This is a genomic window from Roseomonas sp. TAS13 (assembly GCF_001950415.1).
GTDB classification, from domain to species: domain Bacteria; phylum Pseudomonadota; class Alphaproteobacteria; order Acetobacterales; family Acetobacteraceae; genus Roseomonas; species Roseomonas mucosa.
The window spans coordinates 15389-33297 of record NZ_BDLP01000011.1 but is presented as its reverse complement, the minus strand read 5'-3'; the positions used below and the strand labels follow the sequence as shown (position 1 = coordinate 33297).

General features: G+C 70.2%; 16 protein-coding genes. 4 read left to right on the top strand and 12 right to left on the bottom strand.

Annotated elements, in window-relative coordinates:
- Positions 1–31 precede the first annotated feature (31 nt).
- Positions 32–745: a hypothetical protein gene (locus ROTAS13_RS02150; protein WP_139323246.1), complete on the bottom strand. Its 714-nt coding sequence runs from the start codon at positions 743–745 to the stop codon at positions 32–34.
- Positions 746–938: 193 nt separating this feature from the next.
- Complete coding sequence (locus tag ROTAS13_RS02145; protein ID WP_019461277.1) at positions 939–2444, bottom strand: replicative DNA helicase; 1506 nt, start codon at positions 2442–2444, stop codon at positions 939–941.
- 283 nt (positions 2445–2727) lie between these two features.
- Between ROTAS13_RS02145 and ROTAS13_RS02140 the strand changes: the two genes are divergently transcribed.
- Positions 2728–3960, top strand: a complete 1233-nt coding sequence (locus ROTAS13_RS02140) for an acyltransferase (RefSeq protein WP_075821409.1) — start codon at positions 2728–2730, stop codon at positions 3958–3960.
- A gap of 269 nt (positions 3961–4229) precedes the next feature.
- Here the strand turns inward: ROTAS13_RS02140 and ROTAS13_RS02135 are convergent, their stop codons facing one another.
- The 7 genes from ROTAS13_RS02135 to alaS form a co-directional block, all read right to left on the bottom strand.
- Positions 4230–5462: a cyclopropane-fatty-acyl-phospholipid synthase family protein gene (locus ROTAS13_RS02135; protein WP_058389194.1), complete on the bottom strand. Its 1233-nt coding sequence runs from the start codon at positions 5460–5462 to the stop codon at positions 4230–4232.
- Positions 5463–5812: 350 nt separating this feature from the next.
- Positions 5813–6379, bottom strand: coding sequence for a 50S ribosomal protein L9 (gene rplI, locus ROTAS13_RS02130; protein WP_019461274.1), 567 nt, complete (start codon positions 6377–6379; stop codon positions 5813–5815).
- A gap of 13 nt (positions 6380–6392) precedes the next feature.
- Entirely contained in the window at positions 6393–7265 is an 873-nt protein-coding gene (locus ROTAS13_RS02125) for a hypothetical protein (RefSeq protein WP_075821408.1), read from the bottom strand.
- Between the two features lie 49 nt (positions 7266–7314).
- The gene (gene rpsR / locus ROTAS13_RS02120) at positions 7315–7596 is read right to left on the bottom strand and encodes a 30S ribosomal protein S18 (protein ID WP_019461272.1); all 282 of its coding nucleotides are present in this window, start codon (positions 7594–7596) and stop codon (positions 7315–7317) included.
- 6 nt (positions 7597–7602) lie between these two features.
- On the bottom strand, positions 7603–8067 hold the full coding sequence (rpsF, locus tag ROTAS13_RS02115) for a 30S ribosomal protein S6 (protein ID WP_027297127.1): 465 nt from the start codon (positions 8065–8067) through the stop codon (positions 7603–7605).
- A 186-nt stretch (positions 8068–8253) separates the two neighbouring features.
- A complete protein-coding gene (locus tag ROTAS13_RS02110) occupies positions 8254–9429 on the bottom strand; it encodes a zinc-dependent alcohol dehydrogenase (protein WP_027297126.1) in 1176 nt (391 codons plus the stop codon).
- Between the two features lie 133 nt (positions 9430–9562).
- Positions 9563–12208 (bottom strand): alanine--tRNA ligase, encoded by a 2646-nt coding sequence (alaS, locus tag ROTAS13_RS02105; protein WP_075821407.1) that lies wholly within the window; start codon positions 12206–12208, stop codon positions 9563–9565.
- Positions 12209–12454: 246 nt separating this feature from the next.
- On the opposite strand from alaS, the gene ROTAS13_RS02100 reads away from it, so the two are divergent.
- Both ROTAS13_RS02100 and ROTAS13_RS02095 read left to right on the top strand, forming a co-directional pair.
- Positions 12455–13456: a tripartite tricarboxylate transporter substrate binding protein gene (locus ROTAS13_RS02100; protein WP_075821406.1), complete on the top strand. Its 1002-nt coding sequence runs from the start codon at positions 12455–12457 to the stop codon at positions 13454–13456.
- 10 nt (positions 13457–13466) lie between these two features.
- On the top strand, positions 13467–14180 hold the full coding sequence (locus ROTAS13_RS02095) for an SDR family oxidoreductase (protein WP_075821411.1): 714 nt from the start codon (positions 13467–13469) through the stop codon (positions 14178–14180).
- Here the strand turns inward: ROTAS13_RS02095 and ROTAS13_RS02090 are convergent.
- Both ROTAS13_RS02090 and ROTAS13_RS02085 read right to left on the bottom strand, forming a co-directional pair.
- Complete coding sequence (locus tag ROTAS13_RS02090; RefSeq protein WP_075821405.1) at positions 14138–14554, bottom strand: DUF488 domain-containing protein; 417 nt, start codon at positions 14552–14554, stop codon at positions 14138–14140. The two genes, ROTAS13_RS02095 and ROTAS13_RS02090, sit on opposite strands and share 43 nt — an antisense overlap.
- A complete protein-coding gene (locus tag ROTAS13_RS02085) occupies positions 14551–15048 on the bottom strand; it encodes an Rrf2 family transcriptional regulator (protein ID WP_075821404.1) in 498 nt (165 codons plus the stop codon). Before ROTAS13_RS02085 ends, ROTAS13_RS02090 begins: the two co-directional genes overlap by 4 nt.
- Before the next feature lie 78 nt (positions 15049–15126).
- Between ROTAS13_RS02085 and hmpA the strand changes: the two genes are divergently transcribed.
- Positions 15127–16341 (top strand): NO-inducible flavohemoprotein, encoded by a 1215-nt coding sequence (hmpA, locus tag ROTAS13_RS02080; RefSeq protein ID WP_075821403.1) that lies wholly within the window; start codon positions 15127–15129, stop codon positions 16339–16341.
- 238 nt (positions 16342–16579) lie between these two features.
- Here hmpA and ROTAS13_RS02075 read toward each other — a convergent pair whose 3' ends face one another.
- Positions 16580–17854, bottom strand: coding sequence for an FAD-binding oxidoreductase (locus tag ROTAS13_RS02075; protein WP_075821402.1), 1275 nt, complete (start codon positions 17852–17854; stop codon positions 16580–16582).
- Between the last annotated feature and the right edge of the window lie 55 nt (positions 17855–17909).

The following is a 17909-nucleotide window of genomic DNA, read 5'->3' as shown; positions in this document are numbered from 1 at the left end:
CGCCTTACGGTGGAGCTGTGCGTAGATGTGATCAAGAGACAGGCGGCGGGAGGGGCAACGCCTGCATGGCGAGCGCCGGCGCCAGCTCGTCGGAGGCCGGCGCCTCCCCCGCTGCCCCGGCGGGCGCCCGGCTCTCCGGGGATGCCACCAATGGAGATGCCGCCGATGGGGCTTCCGGCAGCGGCGCGACTTCTGCCCCATCCCCCACCGCGGAGAAACCCGGAGGCGGCGGCCCCGCCATCGCCGTCCGGAAGGGCTGGGTCCCGTCCGGAGGGAGAACTGGCAGTTCCGGCGGCAGCGCGGCGGCCATCGGGGGCGAATCGCCGCCTGCCTCGATCCCGGCGCGGCGCATCTCGATCCGGGACAGTCGATCCAGGGACTGGCGGCGCAACGCGCTCAGCGCCTCCAGCTGCCGCGCCGCGGCGTCATCCACCGCCCGGGCCTCGCCATAGGGCCGCAGAACCGACAGCACCCCGTTCAGCATCCGGTCCATGGCCTGGTCGATCTGTGCCAGCCCTTCATGGATCTGTGCGCCCTCACGCTCCAGCGCCAGCAGGGAATCCGGCAGGGGCGCATCGGCGGGCGGCAGGGCGGGGAGCGGTTCAGGCCCCGCCCCGACCACGGCCGGTTCCCGACCGGACACAGGCCCAGGCGGCGCGGCAGGTTCCAGAAAATCCATGAAGCCCGCCAGGAACAGGGCAAGCAGCATCATGGCCAGCAGGCCACCCATCAGGATTCGCCGCATTCCTCCCGCCTCCCATGCCTTGGCCTGGGTGATCGCCGGACGGATCGTTCCGGGCCCGGCCGCACCACCATCGGGGGAGCGGGGAATTCATGCAAATCGCCGTTGGGCGAGGCCCGCGGTGCGGGGCACCACCCCCCCCGGTTCAGCCCCGGAACCGGGGCCAGGGACCGGGAGGGGGGTTCAGCCCGGCCGGTCACCCGCCATGCGGGTCGTCATGCACCATGTCGAGGTCGCCGAAGCGGGTGAACTCGCCCTCGAAGAACAGCGGGATGGTGCCGGTGGGGCCGTGGCGCTGCTTGGCGATGATCAGCTCGGCCTTGTTGTGCGCGCGTTCCATATCCTGCTGCCACTTGTCCATCGCCTCGGCGTATTTCTCCGAGTTGTCGAAGTTCAGCTGCTTGGGTGCGCGCTGCGCCAGGTAGTACTCGTCGCGATAGACGAACATCACAACGTCGGCATCCTGCTCGATCGAGCCGGACTCACGCAGGTCCGCCAGTTGTGGCCGCTTGTCCTCGCGCGACTCGACCTGCCGGGAAAGCTGGGACAGGGCGATCACCGGCACCGACAGTTCCTTGGCGATGGCCTTCAGCCCCTGGGTGATCTGCGAGATCTCCAGCACGCGGCTTTCCGGCCGAGACCCGGCGGCGGGGCGCATCAGCTGCAGGTAGTCCACCACGATCATGTCCAGCCCGCGGGTGCGCTTGAGCCGGCGGCAGCGGGTGCGCAGCGCCGAGATGGTGATGGCCGGCGTGTCGTCGATGAAGATCGGCAGCGTCGCCAGCTCGCGCGATGTCTCCACGAAACGGTCGAAGTCGCGCTGCGAGATCTCGCCGCGCCGGATGCGGTCGCCCGAGATCCGCGAATTCTCCGACAGAAGACGGGTGGCGAGCTGGTCGGCGCTCATTTCCAGCGAGAAGACCGCCACGCCGCCCTTGGGCACGGCGTTGGGATTTTCCGCCTGGGCCTCGCGCAGGATGGCGCGGGCGGCGCCGAAGGCGATCTTGGTGGCCAGCGCCGTCTTGCCCATGGCCGGGCGCCCGGCCAGGATCAGCAGGTCCGACGGGTGCAGCCCGCCCATCTTGGCGTCCACGTCGCGCAGGCCGGTGGAGAGGCCGGAGACGCCGGAACCGTTGGTGAAGGCCTTCTCCGCCATCTCCACGGCGCGGACCATGGCGCGCTCGAAGGTGATCAGCGCACCCTCGTTGCCGCCTTCCTTGGCGAGATCGAAGAGCGCCTGCTCGGCGGCCTCCAGCTGCTCCTTGCCGTCCAGCTCGGCCTCGACCCCGAAGGCGCGGTTCACCACCACCTCGCCCAGGTCGATCAACTGCCGCCGCAGCCAGGCGTCGTGGATGACCTTGGCGTATTCGCCGGCATTGATGATGCCCACCATGGCGGAAAGGAGCTGCGCCAGGTAGGCCGGGCCGCCCACCTCGTCGAGCTGGCCGGAATGCTCGAATTCGGCCCGCAGCGTCACCGCGTCCGCGAGCTGCCCCGCCTCGATTCGCCGTTGGATGGAGGCATAGATCCGGCCATTCACCGGATCGGCGAAATGCTCCGATGCCAGGAATTCCGAGACCCGCTCATAGGCCTTGTTGTTGGCCAGAAGGGCCCCCAGCAAGGCCATCTCCGCCTCCAGATTCTGCGGAGGCAGGCGCTGGGACAGGCCCAGCAGGCCGCTGTTCTGGTCGAGCGCGTTCATCCCGCCAGTCTAGCCTCTTTCCGTTTCCGCCGTCCCCTCCCGCGCCGCTGTGGACAAGTGTGGATTCTGGGGATGAGCCGTGGAACCCATTGAAAAAGTTCTTTTATCCTGGAGAATGAGAATGGCTGGCGGTCCGGGCCAAGCCACTCCGGCCGTCCCGGCCTCACCGCTGGCCTCGCCGTTGGCCTCACCGCTGGCCTCACTGGGGCGTGAACGGAAAGCGGGCCGCCCCTGGCGCTCCAGGGGTCCACGCTCCCGCCCCCGGATGCTAGCCCCCTCCCCCATGGCTGACTTCTACCCGCTGCCGCCCTTCTTTCTCGGAATGGGGCTGCTCCTGGCACTGGCCGCCACCCCGCTCTGCCGCCCGGCGGATGCCCCGCCGGGACAGGCGGCCAGCCGCATGCCGGCCCTGGACGGGCTGCGCGGCATCCTCGCCCTGGCGGTCTTCTTCCACCACGCCGCCATCTATCCCCGCCTCCTGGCCGGACAGGGCTGGGGCCTGCCGCCAGCCCATGCCTATGCGGTGATGGGCAAGGGGGCGGTGGGGATGTTCTTCATCATCACCGGCTACCTCTTCTGGGCCAAGCTGCTGCGGGAGGAAGGGCGTCCCTCCTGGCTGGCTCTCTATGCCGGGCGCCTTTTCCGCATCGGCCCGCTCTACCTCGTCGTCATCCTCGCCATGCTGGCCCTGCTGTTCGGCCGGGATGGCGGGGAGCTGCGGGAGCCCGCCACCCAGGTCGCCGGCCAGGTGGGCGAATGGCTGCTGCTCGGCGCCGGCAACCGGCCCGACGTGAACGCCCATGCCGGCACCAACCTGCTCACCGCCGGCGTCACATGGACCCTGCAATACGAGTGGATCTTCTATGCCAGCCTGCCCCTGGCCGCCCTGCTGGCCCGCACCGGGCGGCGGGAGACCTGGCTCACCCTGGCGCTGCTGCTGCTCTGCCTCGCCTGGGCGGGCGGGCATCTGGGGCCATGGGCCGGGGCGGACGAGCCCGGCTTCGTGACGCTTTTCCTGATCGGGATGAGCTGCGCCTCGCTGGAGGCCCGCGGTCTCGGCCGCACGCTCTCGGGCCCCAGTACCTCCCCCCGGGCCGACCGTGCCGCCTCGGTGCTGGTGGTGGGACTGGTCGCCATCTGGTTCGGCGCCGTGCCCCTGCCGAACGACGCCATCGCCCTGGCCGTCATGGGACTGGTCTTCTGGCTGGTCCGCTCCGGCTGCACCGTCTTCGGCCTGCTCACCCTGCGCGCCACGCGGCGCCTCGGCGATGCCAGCTACGGTATCTACCTCCTGCACGGGCTGGTGCTGGCCCTGGCCTTCGCCTTTCCCTGGGTGAAGCAGGCCGCCGCCACCCCGCTCGGCTTCTGGTCGGTGGTGATCGCCTGCGGCATCCCGCTCATCGCCCTGGCCACCCTGCTCCACGCCCTGGTGGAACAGCCCGGCATCCGGGCCGGCCGCCGGGTCGCCCGCTGGATCGGCAATCGGCGCCTCCGGACCGCTCCGGCGGAAGGCTGAGGTGACGCGGCCTCCCGGCTACGTTTCTCCTTATGGCCGGCCTCGTGGGAGAGGCGCCGCCTCTCCCACACCCTGTCCGCGCGGATGGCAACGGCAATCCGCGGAGAGCATGGCTCTCCGGCGCGATCCGGCCACAGGGAGAGCCAGCTTATCGGGTCCAGGGCCCGCAGGGTCCTGGCGGACAGGGGGTCCGGGGCGAAAGGCAGCGCCTTTCCCCCGGGAACAGAGCAACGCCGGACCACAACGGCCAGGGAAAGCCGCCTGTGACGTCAAGCCAGTTGCGCCCTGATCCCCTCCGGCATCGGCTGATGTTCCGCCTCGTACATGTAGTCCCGCGACAGCGGCAGGGCATCGACGCTGCGGGTGAGCTGAAGCTGCCAGTTCATGTGCCCCATCCGCCGGAAGGCGAGTTCGGAACCGACGAGGTAGAACTCGAACATGCGGCAGAAGCGTTCGTCGTAGAGGGACTGGATGGTGTCCCGGTTCGCGGCGAAGCGGCGGCGCCAGTGGGCCAGCGTCTTGGCATAGTGCAGGCGCAGGATCTCGATATCCGTGGCCCAGAGCTTCTCCTTCTCCACCGCCGCCATCACCTCGCTCAAGGCGGGCGAGTAGCCGCCGGGGAAGATGTACTTGGCGATCCAGGGGTTGGTGGAACCCGGCCCGTCGGCCCGGCCGATCGCGTGGATCAGCGCCGCGCCGTCCTCCTTCAGGATCTCGCGCACCTTGCGGAAGAAGGTGCGGTAGTGGCCGACGCCCACATGCTCGAACATGCCCACCGAGACGATCCTGTCCATCGGCCGGTTCCAGGCGCGGTAGTCCATCAGCTCGAAGCGGACACGGTCGGCGAGCCCGGCCTCCTCGGCCCGCTTGCGTGCCTCCGCCAGCTGCTCGGTGGACAGGGTCAGCCCGGTCACGCGGGCACCGTATTCCTTCGCCAGGGTCAGGGCCATGCCGCCCCAGCCGCAGCCGATGTCCAGCACCTCCAGATCCGGCTGGTCCAGCTTCAGCTTGGCAGCGATGTGGCGCTTCTTGAGAAGCTGCGCCTCCTCCAGCGTCTCGTCCCCCTTCGGGAAATAGGCGCAGGAATACTGCCGGTCGCGATCCAGGAAGAGGCTGTAGAGCCGGCTGTCGAGATCATAGTGGTGGGCGACGTTGCGACGGGAGCGTCCGGCCGGGTTGAGCTGGTCGAAACGGCGGCGCAGCCACCGGACCCGTTCCAGAACCATCTCGGCCCCCGGCGGGGTCTCGATGTAGTTCATGGCCAGCACGTCCATCAGCTCGAAGAGGCTGCAGCCCGCGGGCTCGATCTGCCTGTCCATGAAGGATTCGCCGACGCCCAGGCCCGGGTTCAGCACGATGCGGCGGATTGCCGCCATGTCGTTGATCCGCATCCCGGCTTCGGGGCCGGGTTCGCGCCCCTGGAAGACCGTGGTCCGGCCTCCCGGTTCGTGCAGCACCAGACGTCCTCGTCTGATCATCCGCGACAGCATTGCATGCAGCATCGCCGCATATCCTCCGCTGGCATGTGTACCGATGGCGGAAGCTGAAGACGCCGAGGCATGGCTGTCCAGCACCCGGTTGTATGGGACCATGGCACCACTGTCGCCTGAAAGGCACGATGAGATAAATTTAATGCAACATGCAGGCTAACTATTTCTGTACCGAAAGTTTAACGCACTGTTTCATGACACTTTTTCGTCAGGAAACATGAAAAACCCCGTCTCTGACAGTTTCGGGACGGGTCTTCCCGCACACGCAAACATGAAAATGGCGGCGTTGCCGCCGCCATTTTCAGCAGAGGGACTCCGGCGCCCGCCCAGGGCAGTCACCCGGGCGGTTGCGCGAGGGGCCGTTACTCGCGGGCGGCGCCCAGCTCGGACAGCTCGGCGGCCAGCTCGGCCTCCAGGCTCTCCTCCTCGGCCTGCTGCTCGGCGTGCAGGTCCTCGCCGCGGGCCTGCTTGTCGGCCTCTTCCACGGTGCGGGCGACATTCACCGTCACCGGGAAATCGACCTCCGGGTGAAGGGCGACATGCACGATGTGCAGGCCGGTGTCCTTGATCGGGTGCTGCAGCAGCACCTGGTCGCGGCCCACCGTCAGGCCGGCATCCTTGCAGGCATCGGCGATGTCGCGGGAGGTGACGGAACCGTACAGGTTGCCGCCCTCGCCCGCCTGACGGATCAGGGTCACGGAGAGCCCGTCCATGCGCTCGGCGACGCGCTCGGCCTCCTCGCGCCGCTTGAGGTTCTGGGCCTCGAGCTGCGAACGCTCCTCGTCGAAGCGCTTGAGGTTGGCGGCATTGGCGCGGATCGCCTTGCCCTGGGGGAGCAGGTAGTTGCGGGCGTAGCCCGGGCGGACGGTCACGCGCTCGCCCATCTGGCCGAGATGCGGGACCCGCTGCATCAGGATGACTTCGATCATCGGGTTTGTTCTTTCAGGATTGAGGGGGCTTGCGCCCGAACTGTTCGAACAGGCCGAGGCCGACCACGAGGGCCGCGGCCGGAACGGAGAAGAGGACGAGAACGAGATAGAAGAGCACCAGCACCGGACCGCGCGCCCGCCTGTGCACCGCCGCCAGCCCCTGCAGGAACAGGGGCGTCAGCAGTGCCGTCGCCACCACGCTGGCCATCAGCCCCGGCGCCATCCAGGCGGCGGCGAGCGCCGCGACCGGCAGCACCGGGTACCAGGAGGGCAGCCGGGCCGAGGACCAGTCGGGGGCCGGGCGCAGCGCCAGCCGCCGGCGGGACAGCCAGGCCTGGGCGCCGATGCCGCAGAGCATCATCGGCAGGGCCAGCGCCGCGCTGGCGAAGGCGATGCCCATGCGCACCAGCGCCGCGACGGTGGCATCGTCGGCGGTGATTGCGGCCTCCTGCAGCACCGGCTTGATCTGGTCCACGATCGCCTGCTCCAGAACCTCCCCGGTGACGAGGAGGGAGGCGACGCCGGTGATCGCGGGCCAGATGCACAGCAACGCCAGGGGCAGCGACAACTCCAGCCGGTCCGGCCGTCGCAGCGCGGCGGCGAGGATGGTCACCGCCGGCAGCGCCGCCACCAGCAGGAAGACCACCGCGCCGTGGAAGCCCACCACCAGCAGCAGCGCCAGCGCGGCCAGGGCCGCCCCCAGCGCCGCCGAGAACTGTCCCAGCGAGAGCCCCGCCAGGAAGAGCGGTAGCGACGACGCCCAGAGCAGCAGCGTGCCGAGCGGCAGGCCACGGAAGGCCCAAAGGCAGGCGGCCGCGCAGGCAAAGCCCGCCGCGCCGCCCGCCAGGATCCGCGGGTCGTTCAGGACGCCAGCCGTGGGGCGCATCGCCGCCACCTTTCCCTATCCCGTTCCGTTCTCTGTTCCGTGCCGTCCGTCAGTCGTTGATGACGTAGGGCAGCAGCGCCAGGAAGCGGGCGCGCTTGATGGCGTTCGCCAGCTCGCGCTGCTTCTTGGCGGAGACCGCCGTGATGCGGGAGGGCACGATCTTGCCGCGCTCGCTCAGGAAGCGGCTCAGCAGGCGCACGTCCTTGTAGTCGATCTTCGGCGCGTTCGGGCCGGAGAAGGGGCAGGACTTGCGGCGGCGATAGAACGGACGGCGGGCGCCGACGGCCGGGCGGCGGGCGGCGGGCGTCATGTCGGTGTTCGTGTCGGACATCGTGTCTTACTCCTCGCCCTGCGGCTGCTCGATCTCGTCGCGCGGACGCGCACGGAATTCCTCGCGGTCGTCGCGGTCGCGGCGGCCCGAGGAGAAGCGGCCGGCCGGGCGCGGGCCACGGAAGCCACGGTCGCGCTCACGATCCTCGCCACGGCGGGCCAGGATGGCGGAGGGCTCGTCCGTGATCTCTTCCACGCGCAGCGTCATGTGGCGCAGCACGTCCTCGTTCAGGCCGAGCTGGCGGGCGACTTCCTGCTCGACGGCGGGGGCGCAGTCGAGGCCGAGGAGCATGTAGTGCCCCTTGCGGTTCTTCTTGATGCGGTAGGCGAGGCCACGGAGGCCCCAGTACTCGCGCTTCTTCACCTCGCCGCCAGCCTCGGTCAGGATGGCGGTGACCTGATCGGCCACGGCCTCGACCTGCTGCTGCGTGAGCTCGTTACGTGCGATCAGCACGGTTTCGTAAAGCGGCATGAATTCTCCCTGCGGATGTCTCAGCCCGTGGCCGTCATGGCGGGATGCCATGGGCGCGAACAGGCATAGCCGGGCGCGATGCCTCACGCCCGGCAGGGTGCGGCGCGTTTAGACGGGTTTGCGCGGGAAGGAAAGGCGAATCCGCCCCCTCCCCCGCGAGCCAGCCATGCGGGCCGGCAGGTGGTGTCAGCCGTGGGGCCTGAACACCACCTTGATGCAGTTGTCCTTCTTCTCGCGGAAGGTGTCGTAGAGGTCCGGCCCGTCCTCCAGGCTGCTGGAACGGTGGGTGATGATGAAGGAGGGGTCGATCTCCCCCTTCCGGATCCGCTCCAGTAGGGGCTTCATGTAGCGGTGCATATGGGTCTGGCCCGTCCTCATGGTCAGGCCCTTGTTCATGAAGGCCCCCATGGCCACCGGGTCGAAAGCCACATAGACCCCCGGCACGGACACGATGCCCCCCGGACGGCAGGCCAGGATTGCCTGGTTCAGGGCGAAGGCGCGCTCCATGCTGATGGTCTTGCTCATCACCGCCGAGGCGACCTTCTGCACCAGCGTGTCGGCGCCATGGCTTTCCATGCCGACCGCCTCGATCACCGCGTCGGGGCCCAGCCCCTTGGTGAGCTCCAGGATGCTCTCCTGCACCTTGCCCTCGGCATAGTCGATCACCTCGGCCCCGGCCTCCCGCGCCATGGCGAGCCGCTCCGGCACCGTGTCGATGGCGATCACCCGCGCCGCGCCCAGCAGGAAGCACGACTTGATGGTGAGGATGCCGACCGGGCCGCAGCCCCAGACGGCGATGGTCTCGCCGCCTTTGATGTCGCAATGGTCGGCAGCCATGTAGGCCGTGGGGAAGATGTCGGAGAGAAAGAGCACCTGCTCGTCCGACAGATCCTCCGGCACCTTCAGATGGGTCACGTCGGCATAGGGGATGCGCAGATACTCCGCCTGCCCGCCCGGGAAGCCGCCGGTGATATGCGAGTAGCCGAAGAGCCCGGCGGTGGCGTAGCCGAACTGCTCCGCCTGCATCTTGCCGTTGGGGTTGGTGCGCTCGCAGAGGCTCCAGTTGCCCCATTGGCACTGCCGGCAGGCGCCGCAGCAGATGGTGAAGGGCACCACGATCCGGTCGCCGACCTTCAGCGCCGTGTTCTCCTTGCCGACCTCGACCACCTCGCCCATGCATTCATGGCCGAGCACGTCGCCCTTCTCCATGGTCGGGACATAACCGCCCATCAGGTGGAGGTCGGAGCCGCAGATGGCGCAGGCCGTCACCTTGATGATGGCATCGCGCCCGTCTTGGATCTGCGGATCGGGCACGGTCTCGCAGCGGATGGTGCCGCGGCCCTGCCAGGTGAGTGCCTTCATGACCGGTTCTTCCCGAATGACGTGGACCGGCCAGAAACGTTCCGGGGCGGTGCGCTGTTGCGTACCGCCCGATCAAGTCATTCGTGAAAACAAGGATCTGGACGTTATAACATCGCCCTCGGCCTGCTGCCGGTCAGGCGGCCACGGCCTGCCGCACCGCCGCCAGCGCCTCGTTAGCCTTGCCGGCCTCCGGCCCGCCTGCCTGCGCCATGTCCGGCCGCCCGCCGCCGCCCTTGCCGCCCACGGCGGCGGAGGCGGCGCGCACCAGTGCCACGGCATCGGCCCGGCCCTTCGCCGCCTCGCCGACGCCGACCACGATGCTGGCCTTGCCCTCGGCGGTGGAGACCAGCGCCACCACATCCGCCGTGCCGCCCTTCAGGATGGCATCGGCGATGCCCTTCAGGTCCTTGGCCGGGGTGTCGCCCAGGTCGCGCAGCGCAAGGCGGAGGCCGTTCACCTCCTCCACCTCGGCGGCGGCCCCGCCGGTGGCCAGCTTCTTGCGCAGCTCGGCCACGTCGCGCTCCAGCCTGCGCCGCTCCTCCAGCAGGGCGGCGACGCGGGCCGGCACCTCGGCGGTGGTGCTCTTCAGCGCGGCGGCGGCGTCGCGCAGCGTGCGCTCGGCGCCCTCGACCAGCGTCAGGGCGGACTGGCCAGTCACCGCCTCGATGCGGCGGACGCCAGCGGAAACGGCGGCTTCGGAAACGATCTTGAACAGGCCGATATCGCCGGTGCGGGCGACATGCGTGCCGCCGCAGAGTTCCAGCGAATAGACGCCGTGCTTCTCGGTGGCGGCGGGGTCCTCGCCCATGCCGACCACGCGGACCTCGTCGCCATACTTCTCGCCGAACAGCGCCATGGCGCCCGCCTCGACCGCCGCCTCGGGCGTCATCAGCCGGGTGGTCACGGCGGTGTTCTGGCGGATGCGGGCATTCACCTCGCCCTCGACCCAGGCGAGATCCTCGGGCGTCATCGGCGTGGGCTGGGAGACGTCGAAGCGCAGCCGGTCCGGTGCGTTCAGCGAGCCCTTCTGCGCCACATGCGTGCCCAGCCGCCGCCGCAGCGCCTCGTGCAGCAGGTGCGTCGCGGAGTGATGGGCGCGGATCTCGCCGCGGCGGGCATGGTCCACCTCCGCCTGCACCGCTTGGCCGGGCTTCGCCTCGCCATGCGCCACGGTGCCGAGATGCACGAAGAGGCCCAGCTTCTTCTGCGTGTCGCGCACCACGATGCGCGCGCCGTCGGCGGCGGTGATCAGGCCGGTGTCGCCGACTTGGCCGCCGCTCTCGGCATAGAAGGGGGTCTGGTTCAGGATCACCGCGACCTCGGCCCCGGCGGGGGCGGCATCCACCACCTTGCCGTCCGCGACCACGGCCAGGATCTCGGCCTCGGCGCTCTCGGTGGAGTAGCCGAGGAACTCGCTGGCGCCGATCCGCTCCTTCAGGTCGAACCAGAGCGTCTCGGTGGCGGCCTCGCCCGAGCCGGCCCAGGCGGCGCGGGCGCGGCGCTTCTGCTCGGCCATGGCGGCCTCGAAGCCCTCGACATCCACCGGGCGGCCCTCGGCGCGCAGCGCGTCCTGCGTCAGGTCGAGCGGGAAGCCGAAGGTGTCGTAGAGGCGGAAGGCGACCTCGCCCGGCAGGGGCTGGCCCTCGCCCAGCCGGCCCGTCTCCTCGGCCAGCAGGCCCAGGCCGCGGTCCAGCAGGGTGCGGAAACGCGTCTCCTCCAGCCGGAAGGTCTCCTCGATCAGCGGCTGCGCGCGCACCAGCTCCGGATAGGCGGCGCCCATCTGGCGCACCAGCACCGGCACCAGCTTCGCCAGCAGCGGCTCGCGCGAGCCCATCATCTGGGCATGGCGCATGGCGCGGCGGAGGATGCGGCGGAGCACGTAGCCGCGCCCCTCGTTGGAGGGCAGCACGCCGTCGGCGATCAGGAAGGAGCCGGAGCGCAGGTGGTCCGCCACCACGCGGTGGCTGGCCTTGAAGGGTCCGTCCGCCGCCTGCCCCACCAGCTCGGCGCTGGCGGCGATCAGGGCGCGGAAGGTGTCCGTGTCGTAGTTGTCGTGCACGCCCTGCAGGATCGCGGCGAAGCGCTCCAGCCCCATGCCCGTGTCGATCGAGGGGCGGGGCAGCGGCGCGCGCACGCCCGGCGGCCCTTCCTCGTACTGCATGAAGACGAGGTTCCAGATCTCGATGAAGCGGTCGCCATCCTCGTCCGGTGAGCCCGGCGGGCCGCCCGGGATGGAGGGGCCGTGGTCGTAGAAGATCTCGGAACAGGGGCCACAGGGGCCGGTATCGCCCATCCGCCAGAAATTGTCGGAGGTCGGGATGCGGATGATCCGCTGGTCCGGCAGGCCGGCGATCTTGCGCCACAGCGCCGCCGCGTCCTCGTCCTCGGAATAGACCGTGACGAGCAGCTTCTCCTTCGGAAGGGCGAAGTCCTTTGTCAGCAGGGTCCAGGCATGGGTGATCGCCTGTTCCTTGAAATAGTCACCGAAGGAGAAGTTTCCCAGCATCTCGAAGAAGGTATGGTGCCGGGCGGTGTAGCCCACGTTGTCCAGGTCGTTGTGCTTGCCGCCGGCGCGCACGCATTTCTGTGCCGTGGTCGCGGTGGAATAGGGCCGGCGCTCCTGCCCCGTGAAGACGTTCTTGAACTGGACCATGCCGCTGTTGGTGAACATCAGCGTCGGGTCGTTGCGCGGCACGAGCGGCGAGCTCTCGACCACCTGGTGCCCGTTGCGGGCGAAGTAGTCCAGGAAGGTGGCGCGGATGTCGTTGCTGCTGGTCATCGGCCGGCGCTGGTCTTCTCGGGCAGGAAATGGAATCCCTGCGGCATAGCGCGGCACGGCCCGCGGCGCAAAGGGGCGGCCGTTTTTCCCGCCCCCCGGGTTGCGCCTCACGCCCGGCATGGCCGCGCCCCCGGGAGGGAGCGGGGGGTGACAGTGCCGCCGCCCTGTCGGATGATCGCCGCAGCAACGCCCCCGGCCCGGCCTCTCCCAGGCCCGGAAGCAAGAGGGCGGCGGGAGAAGACATCCATGCCCCATCCGACCCGGCGCCTCCTGGGCGCCGCCGCCCTGGCCGCCCTTCCGGCCCTCGCCCTGCCCGGCCGGCCCGTGCTGGCGCAAGGGAAGCCGGCCACGCCCTGGCCCGACCGGACGACCCGCATCGTCGTGCCCTTTCCCCCGGCGGGCACCACCGACATCCTGGCGCGCATCCTGGCCGACCGGCTCGGCCCCAGGCTCGGCGTGGCGGTGGTGGTGGAGAACCGGGCCGGCGCCGCCGGAGTGATCGGCAGCGAGGCCGTGGTGCGCGCCGAGCCGGACGGCACCACCCTGCTGATGACCACGATCGGCACAGGCGCCATCAATTATGCCCTCTACGGCAAGACGCTGACCTTCAAGCCGCAGGACCTCGTCGCCGTCTCCAACATGGCGAAGCTGCCGAACGTCATCATGGTGCCCGCCTCCTCGCCCATCAGGACGCTCGCGGAATTCGTGGCGGCGGCGAAGAAGAAACCCGGCATGACCTTCGCGAGTTCGGGCAACGGCACCAGCCTGCACCTGACCGGCGAGTTGCTGAAGCTGGAGGCCGGGATCGACCTGACCCACGTGCCCTATCGCGGCTCCGGGCCGATGATCACCGACGCCATCGCCGGGCGGGTGGACATGGCGGTGGACAACCTTCCCTCCTCGCTGGGCCATATCAAGGATGGCCGCCTGCGCGCCCTCGCGGTCACCAGCGCCGGGCGCAGCCCGGCCCTGCCCGACGTGCCCACCACCGCCGAGGCCGGGCAGCCCGGCGTGCAGGCCCTGGCCTGGTTCGGCGTCCAGGCCCCAGCCCGGATGCCACGCCCACTGGTGGACCGCCTGGCCACGGAGATCCGCGCCGTGCTGGCCGAGCCCGCCACCATCGCCAAGGTGCGCGAGCAGGGGGCCGAGCCGGTGGGCGATACGCCGGAGGAGTTCGAGGCCTTCATCACTTCCGAGATCGCGCGCTGGGGCGAGGTCGTGCGGCGCGCCAAGGTGACGGTGGACTGAGCCGATGCCCATGCCGAGGGAACGTGTCCTGGTCACCGGCGGTGCCTCCGGGATCGGGCGTGCGGTGGCGGAACGCTGCCGCGATGACGGCTACGAGCCGGTGGTGATCGACATCGGGGGCGCGGAAGGGGACGGCATCCTGCGCGCCGACCTGTCCGACCCGGCGCAGACCGCCCGGGCACTGGAACAGGCGCTGAGGGATGGGCCGATCACCCGGCTGGTGAACAATGTCGGCGTGGTCCTGCCCGGACCGGTGGAGCAGCAGGACCTCACCACGCTGGACCGCGCCGTGGCGCTGAACCTGCGCTGCGCCCTGCAATGCCTGCAGGCGCTGCTGCCGGGGATGAAGGAGGCCGGGTTCGGCCGGGTGGTGAACGTTTCCTCCCGCGCCGCGCTGGGCAAGGAATGGCGCAGCGCCTATGCCGCGACCAAGGCCGGGCTGATCGGCATGACGCGGGTCTGGGCTCTGGAGCTCGGCCCCCGGGGGATCACCGCCAACGCGGTCGGCCCCGGCCCGATCCGCACCGCGCTGTTCGACCGCGCCAACCCGCCCGGCAGCGAGCGGACCCGCGCGATCACCGAGAACATCCCCGTCCGCCGCATGGGCCGGCCGGAGGACGTGGCGCAGGCCGTGTCCTTCCTGCTCGACGCGCGCAGCGGCTTCGTGACCGGGCAGGTGCTCTATGTCTGCGGCGGCATGACAGTGGGCGTGGCGGGGGTGTGACCCCGCCCGCCCTGGGCGCAGATCTCCTGCAGCACCACGGCGTTGTTGTGGGCCACGTCCCGCGCGCCGAAGAGCAGCGTGACCCGCCGGTGCCGCGCCACCTCGGCCAGCAGGCTTTCCAGGGCGAGGCTGCCACGCAGCTCCGCCCGGTAGCGGGCGCGGAACTCCGCCCAGCGGGTCGGGTCGTGCCCGAACCACTGGCGCAGCGCGTTGCTGGGCGCGACCTCCTTCAGCCACAGGCCGATCCAGGCCCCGTCGCGCCGCAGCCCGCGCGGCCAGAGGCGGTCCACCAGGACGCGGAACCCGTCCGCTTCCTCCGGCGGATCGTAGGCGCGGCGGATCCGGACCTCCGGCGCGGCCTCCCGCCGTGTCATGCCGGAACCTCCGCCCGTGCTTCCGGGGAATCCTCCGGGTCGCCCTCCATCCCCAGCCTCTGACGCAGCGCGGGGGCGGTCGGGCCCAGCAGGTCGCGCAGCGTCCGCCCGTCCAGCACCGCCATGAAGGCGCCCAGCGCCTCGGCCAGCGCGCCCTGCAGCCGGCAGGCCCCCGAGATGGCGCAGCCCACGCCCGGCAGCGGCGTGCCGCCCGGGGCGAAGCAGGTGACCAGGGCCAGGTCCTCCTCCGTCACCCGCACCACGTCGCCGATGCGGATCTCCTCCGGTTGGCGTGCCAGGCGCAACCCGCCGCCCCGCCCACGCAGGGTCTCCACGAAGCCCGCCTGGCCGAGCCGGTGCACCACCTTGGTCAGATGGTTCTCGGAGATCCGGTAGGCCTTCGCGATCTCGGCGATGGAGACCAGCCGCTGCGGCCGCAGGCCCAGGAAGATCAGCGTGCGCAGCGCGTAGTCGGAATGCAGGGTCAGGCGCATGGATAAGATGTATGCCCTTTACACCTTTTTGCCAGGGATTTATAAGGTGCATATAGAATGCACCTTATGGATAAGGCCATGCCCAAGCCCCTCAGCGAGAAGACCATCCAGATCGTGAAGGCGACCGTTCCCGCCCTGGAGGCGCACGGCCTGGCCATCACCCGGCGCATGTACGAGCGGATGTTCCAGAACCCCGAGATCCGCGACCTGTTCAACCAGTCGCATCATGGCGAGACGGGCTCGCAGCCCCGCGCCCTGGCCGCGGCGGTGCTGGCCTATGCGCAGAACATCGACAATCTCGGCGTGCTTGGCCCGGCGGTGGAGCGCATCGCGCAGAAGCATGTCGGACTGAACATCCTGCCCGAGCACTACCCGCATGTGGCGACCTCGCTGCTCGGCGCCATCCAGGATGTGCTGGGCGAGGCGGCGACGCCGGAGATCCTGGCCGCCTGGGGCGAGGCCTACTGGTTCCTGGCGGAGCTGCTGATCGGGCGCGAGGCCGAGATCTACCGCGACCAAGCCACGGCGCCCGGCGGCTGGAGCGGCTGGCGCGACTTCCGTGTCGCGGAGAAGCGGGAGGAGAGCGGGATCGTCACCTCCTTCGTGCTGGAGCCTGTGGATGGCGGCGCGGTGGTGCGGCACCGTCCCGGGCAGTACCTGACCTTCTGGCTCGACCTGCCGGGCCATCACCCGCTGAAGCGGAACTACAGCATCTCCTCCGCCCCCGACGACCGGCGCTACCGGATCAGCGTGAAGCGCGAGCCGATGGGCGCGGTGTCCAACTGGCTGCACGACGTGGTCCAGGTGGGCACGGTGCTGAAGGTGGGCGTCCCGGCCGGCGAGTTCTTCCTGGAGCCCCGCCAGCAGGAGCGCCCTGTCGTGCTGCTGAGCGGCGGCGTCGGGCTGACGCCGATGCTGAGCATGCTGGAAAGCATCGCGGCGGAACGGCCGGAGCTGGAGGTGCACTACGTCCACGGCACGCGCGACGGCGGCACCCACGCCATGGGCGCCCGCACGCGGGGGCTGGCGGCCGGAAACCCGCGCATCCATGTCACCAACTTCTACGAGACGCCGCGCTCGCATGACGTCGCCGGCCGCGACTACGACGTGGCCGGATGCATCAGCCCGGAATGGCTCCTCGCCAATACCCCGGTGCGGGAGGCGGATGTCTTCCTTTGCGGCCCGCGGCCCTTCCTGCGCCTCTTCGTGAACGGGCTGATCCAGGCCGGCGTGCCGGCGGACCGCATCCACTACGAGTTCTTCGGCCCGGCCGACGAACTCCTGGCCGCCTGAGGTCCGGCCTCTTCCCCGCGGACGGCCGTTCCCGCATTCCGCTCCGTGGCATCCCCCCGGGGAAGAGGCCCTGCCTCTCGCCCCAAACCCCCACTCCGCCGGAGAGCGATGCCCTCTGGCGCGATCAGGCGCCGGCGGGGGCCAACTCATCGGGTCCAGGGCGCGCAGCGTCCTGGCGGATGGGGGGACCGGGGGTGAAGGCAGAGCCTTCCCCCCGGGACAGAGCAACGCCGAGGGTTCAGGACCAGGTATCCTTCAGCCGGTAGTACGTGCCGACGAAGGGCATGAACCAGGGCGGGCCGAAATGCCCGGGCACCGGCTTCCAATCCAGGCCGCGCAGGGGGTTGGCCTGTGGCTCCCCGGCCATGACGCGGGCCATCCGCTGGCCCATATGCACTGACATCTGAGTGCCATGGCCGCTGTAGCCCATGGCGTAGAACAGCCCGTCCCGTTCGCCCGCGCGCGGTAGGCGGTCGGCGGTGAGATCGACGATGCCACCCCAGCAATAGTCGATGCGCGGCCGGCCGAGCTGCGGGAAGGTGCGGTGCAGCCCGGCCTGCAGCACCCGCCCGCTCTTCGCGTCCGAGCTGGGCGAGGACAGCGCGAAGCGTGCCCGCCCGCCCCAGATCAGCCGGTTGTCGGGTGAGATGCGGAAGTAGTTCCCGACATTCAGCGTCGTCGTGGCGGTGCGGCGCGTCGGCATGATGGAGTCGAGCTGCGGCGCCGCCAGCGGCTCGGTCGCGATGATGAAGCTGCCGATCGGGATCACGCGCCGGCGGAAGAAGAAGGGCATCCGCGGGCTGTAGCCGGTGGCGAGCAGCACCTGCGACGCTTCCAGCACGCCGCGTGGCGTCGTGATGCGGTGCGCCGTGCCGTTCAGCCGCTTCAGCGCGGTCATCGGCGCGTCCTCGAAGATCACGGCGCCATGGCGCTTCGCCGCATCGGCTAGGCCGGCGCCGAAGCGGCCCATGTGCATCTGCGCGCTCTTCCGGTAGAGCAGCCCGCCGAAGAAGACGCCGGAGCCGACCTCCTCGCGGATGCGTTCGCGCGGCACCAGCGCCGTCTCGGCATCCAACTCCCGGTGCAGCAGGTCGAAGCCGCGCGCGATGGCGTCGTAATGCGCCGGCCTGGCCGCCAGCTTGATCTTGCCGCTCCGGCGGAAGTCGCAGGCGATCTGCTCCTCCCGCACGATGCGCTCCACCGTGTCCACCGCATCGTCATAGGCGCGGTACAGCGCCCGCGCCGCTTCCAGCCCCAGCCGCGCGGCCAGGCCGCCGATATCATGCGCCGTGCCGTTGTTCACATGGCCGCCGTTGCGCCCCGAGGCCTGCCCGGCGACCTTCCCGGCCTCCAGCACCACCACGCGCGCGCCGCGTTGCGCCAGGGCCAGCGCGGCGGAAAGCCCGGTGAAGCCGCCGCCGATCACGGCCACGTCCGCCCGCCCTTCCACTGGCCCCATGGCCGCCCCGGCGAAGGGGGTGGCGGTGTCCTGCCAATAGGACAACAGCTTCATCGCCCGGCCCCCGCGCCGCCACGGGCACGATCCGCCTTGCCGGCCCGCCATCGCC

Coding starts and splice junctions, on each gene's coding strand:
- ROTAS13_RS02150 (WP_139323246.1), bottom strand. CDS start 745: ATGCGGCGAATCCTGATGGGTGGCCTGCTGGCCATGATGCTGCTTGCC.
- ROTAS13_RS02145 (WP_019461277.1), bottom strand. CDS start 2,444: ATGAACGCGCTCGACCAGAACAGCGGCCTGCTGGGCCTGTCCCAGCGC.
- ROTAS13_RS02140 (WP_075821409.1), top strand. CDS start 2,728: ATGGCTGACTTCTACCCGCTGCCGCCCTTCTTTCTCGGAATGGGGCTG.
- ROTAS13_RS02135 (WP_058389194.1), bottom strand. CDS start 5,462: ATGCTGCATGCAATGCTGTCGCGGATGATCAGACGAGGACGTCTGGTG.
- rplI (WP_019461274.1), bottom strand. CDS start 6,379: ATGATCGAAGTCATCCTGATGCAGCGGGTCCCGCATCTCGGCCAGATG.
- ROTAS13_RS02125 (WP_075821408.1), bottom strand. CDS start 7,265: ATGCGCCCCACGGCTGGCGTCCTGAACGACCCGCGGATCCTGGCGGGC.
- rpsR (WP_019461272.1), bottom strand. CDS start 7,596: ATGTCCGACACGAACACCGACATGACGCCCGCCGCCCGCCGCCCGGCC.
- rpsF (WP_027297127.1), bottom strand. CDS start 8,067: ATGCCGCTTTACGAAACCGTGCTGATCGCACGTAACGAGCTCACGCAG.
- ROTAS13_RS02110 (WP_027297126.1), bottom strand. CDS start 9,429: ATGAAGGCACTCACCTGGCAGGGCCGCGGCACCATCCGCTGCGAGACC.
- alaS (WP_075821407.1), bottom strand. CDS start 12,208: ATGACCAGCAGCAACGACATCCGCGCCACCTTCCTGGACTACTTCGCC.
- ROTAS13_RS02100 (WP_075821406.1), top strand. CDS start 12,455: ATGCCCCATCCGACCCGGCGCCTCCTGGGCGCCGCCGCCCTGGCCGCC.
- ROTAS13_RS02095 (WP_075821411.1), top strand. CDS start 13,467: ATGCCGAGGGAACGTGTCCTGGTCACCGGCGGTGCCTCCGGGATCGGG.
- ROTAS13_RS02090 (WP_075821405.1), bottom strand. CDS start 14,554: ATGACACGGCGGGAGGCCGCGCCGGAGGTCCGGATCCGCCGCGCCTAC.
- ROTAS13_RS02085 (WP_075821404.1), bottom strand. CDS start 15,048: ATGCGCCTGACCCTGCATTCCGACTACGCGCTGCGCACGCTGATCTTC.
- hmpA (WP_075821403.1), top strand. CDS start 15,127: ATGCCCAAGCCCCTCAGCGAGAAGACCATCCAGATCGTGAAGGCGACC.
- ROTAS13_RS02075 (WP_075821402.1), bottom strand. CDS start 17,854: ATGAAGCTGTTGTCCTATTGGCAGGACACCGCCACCCCCTTCGCCGGG.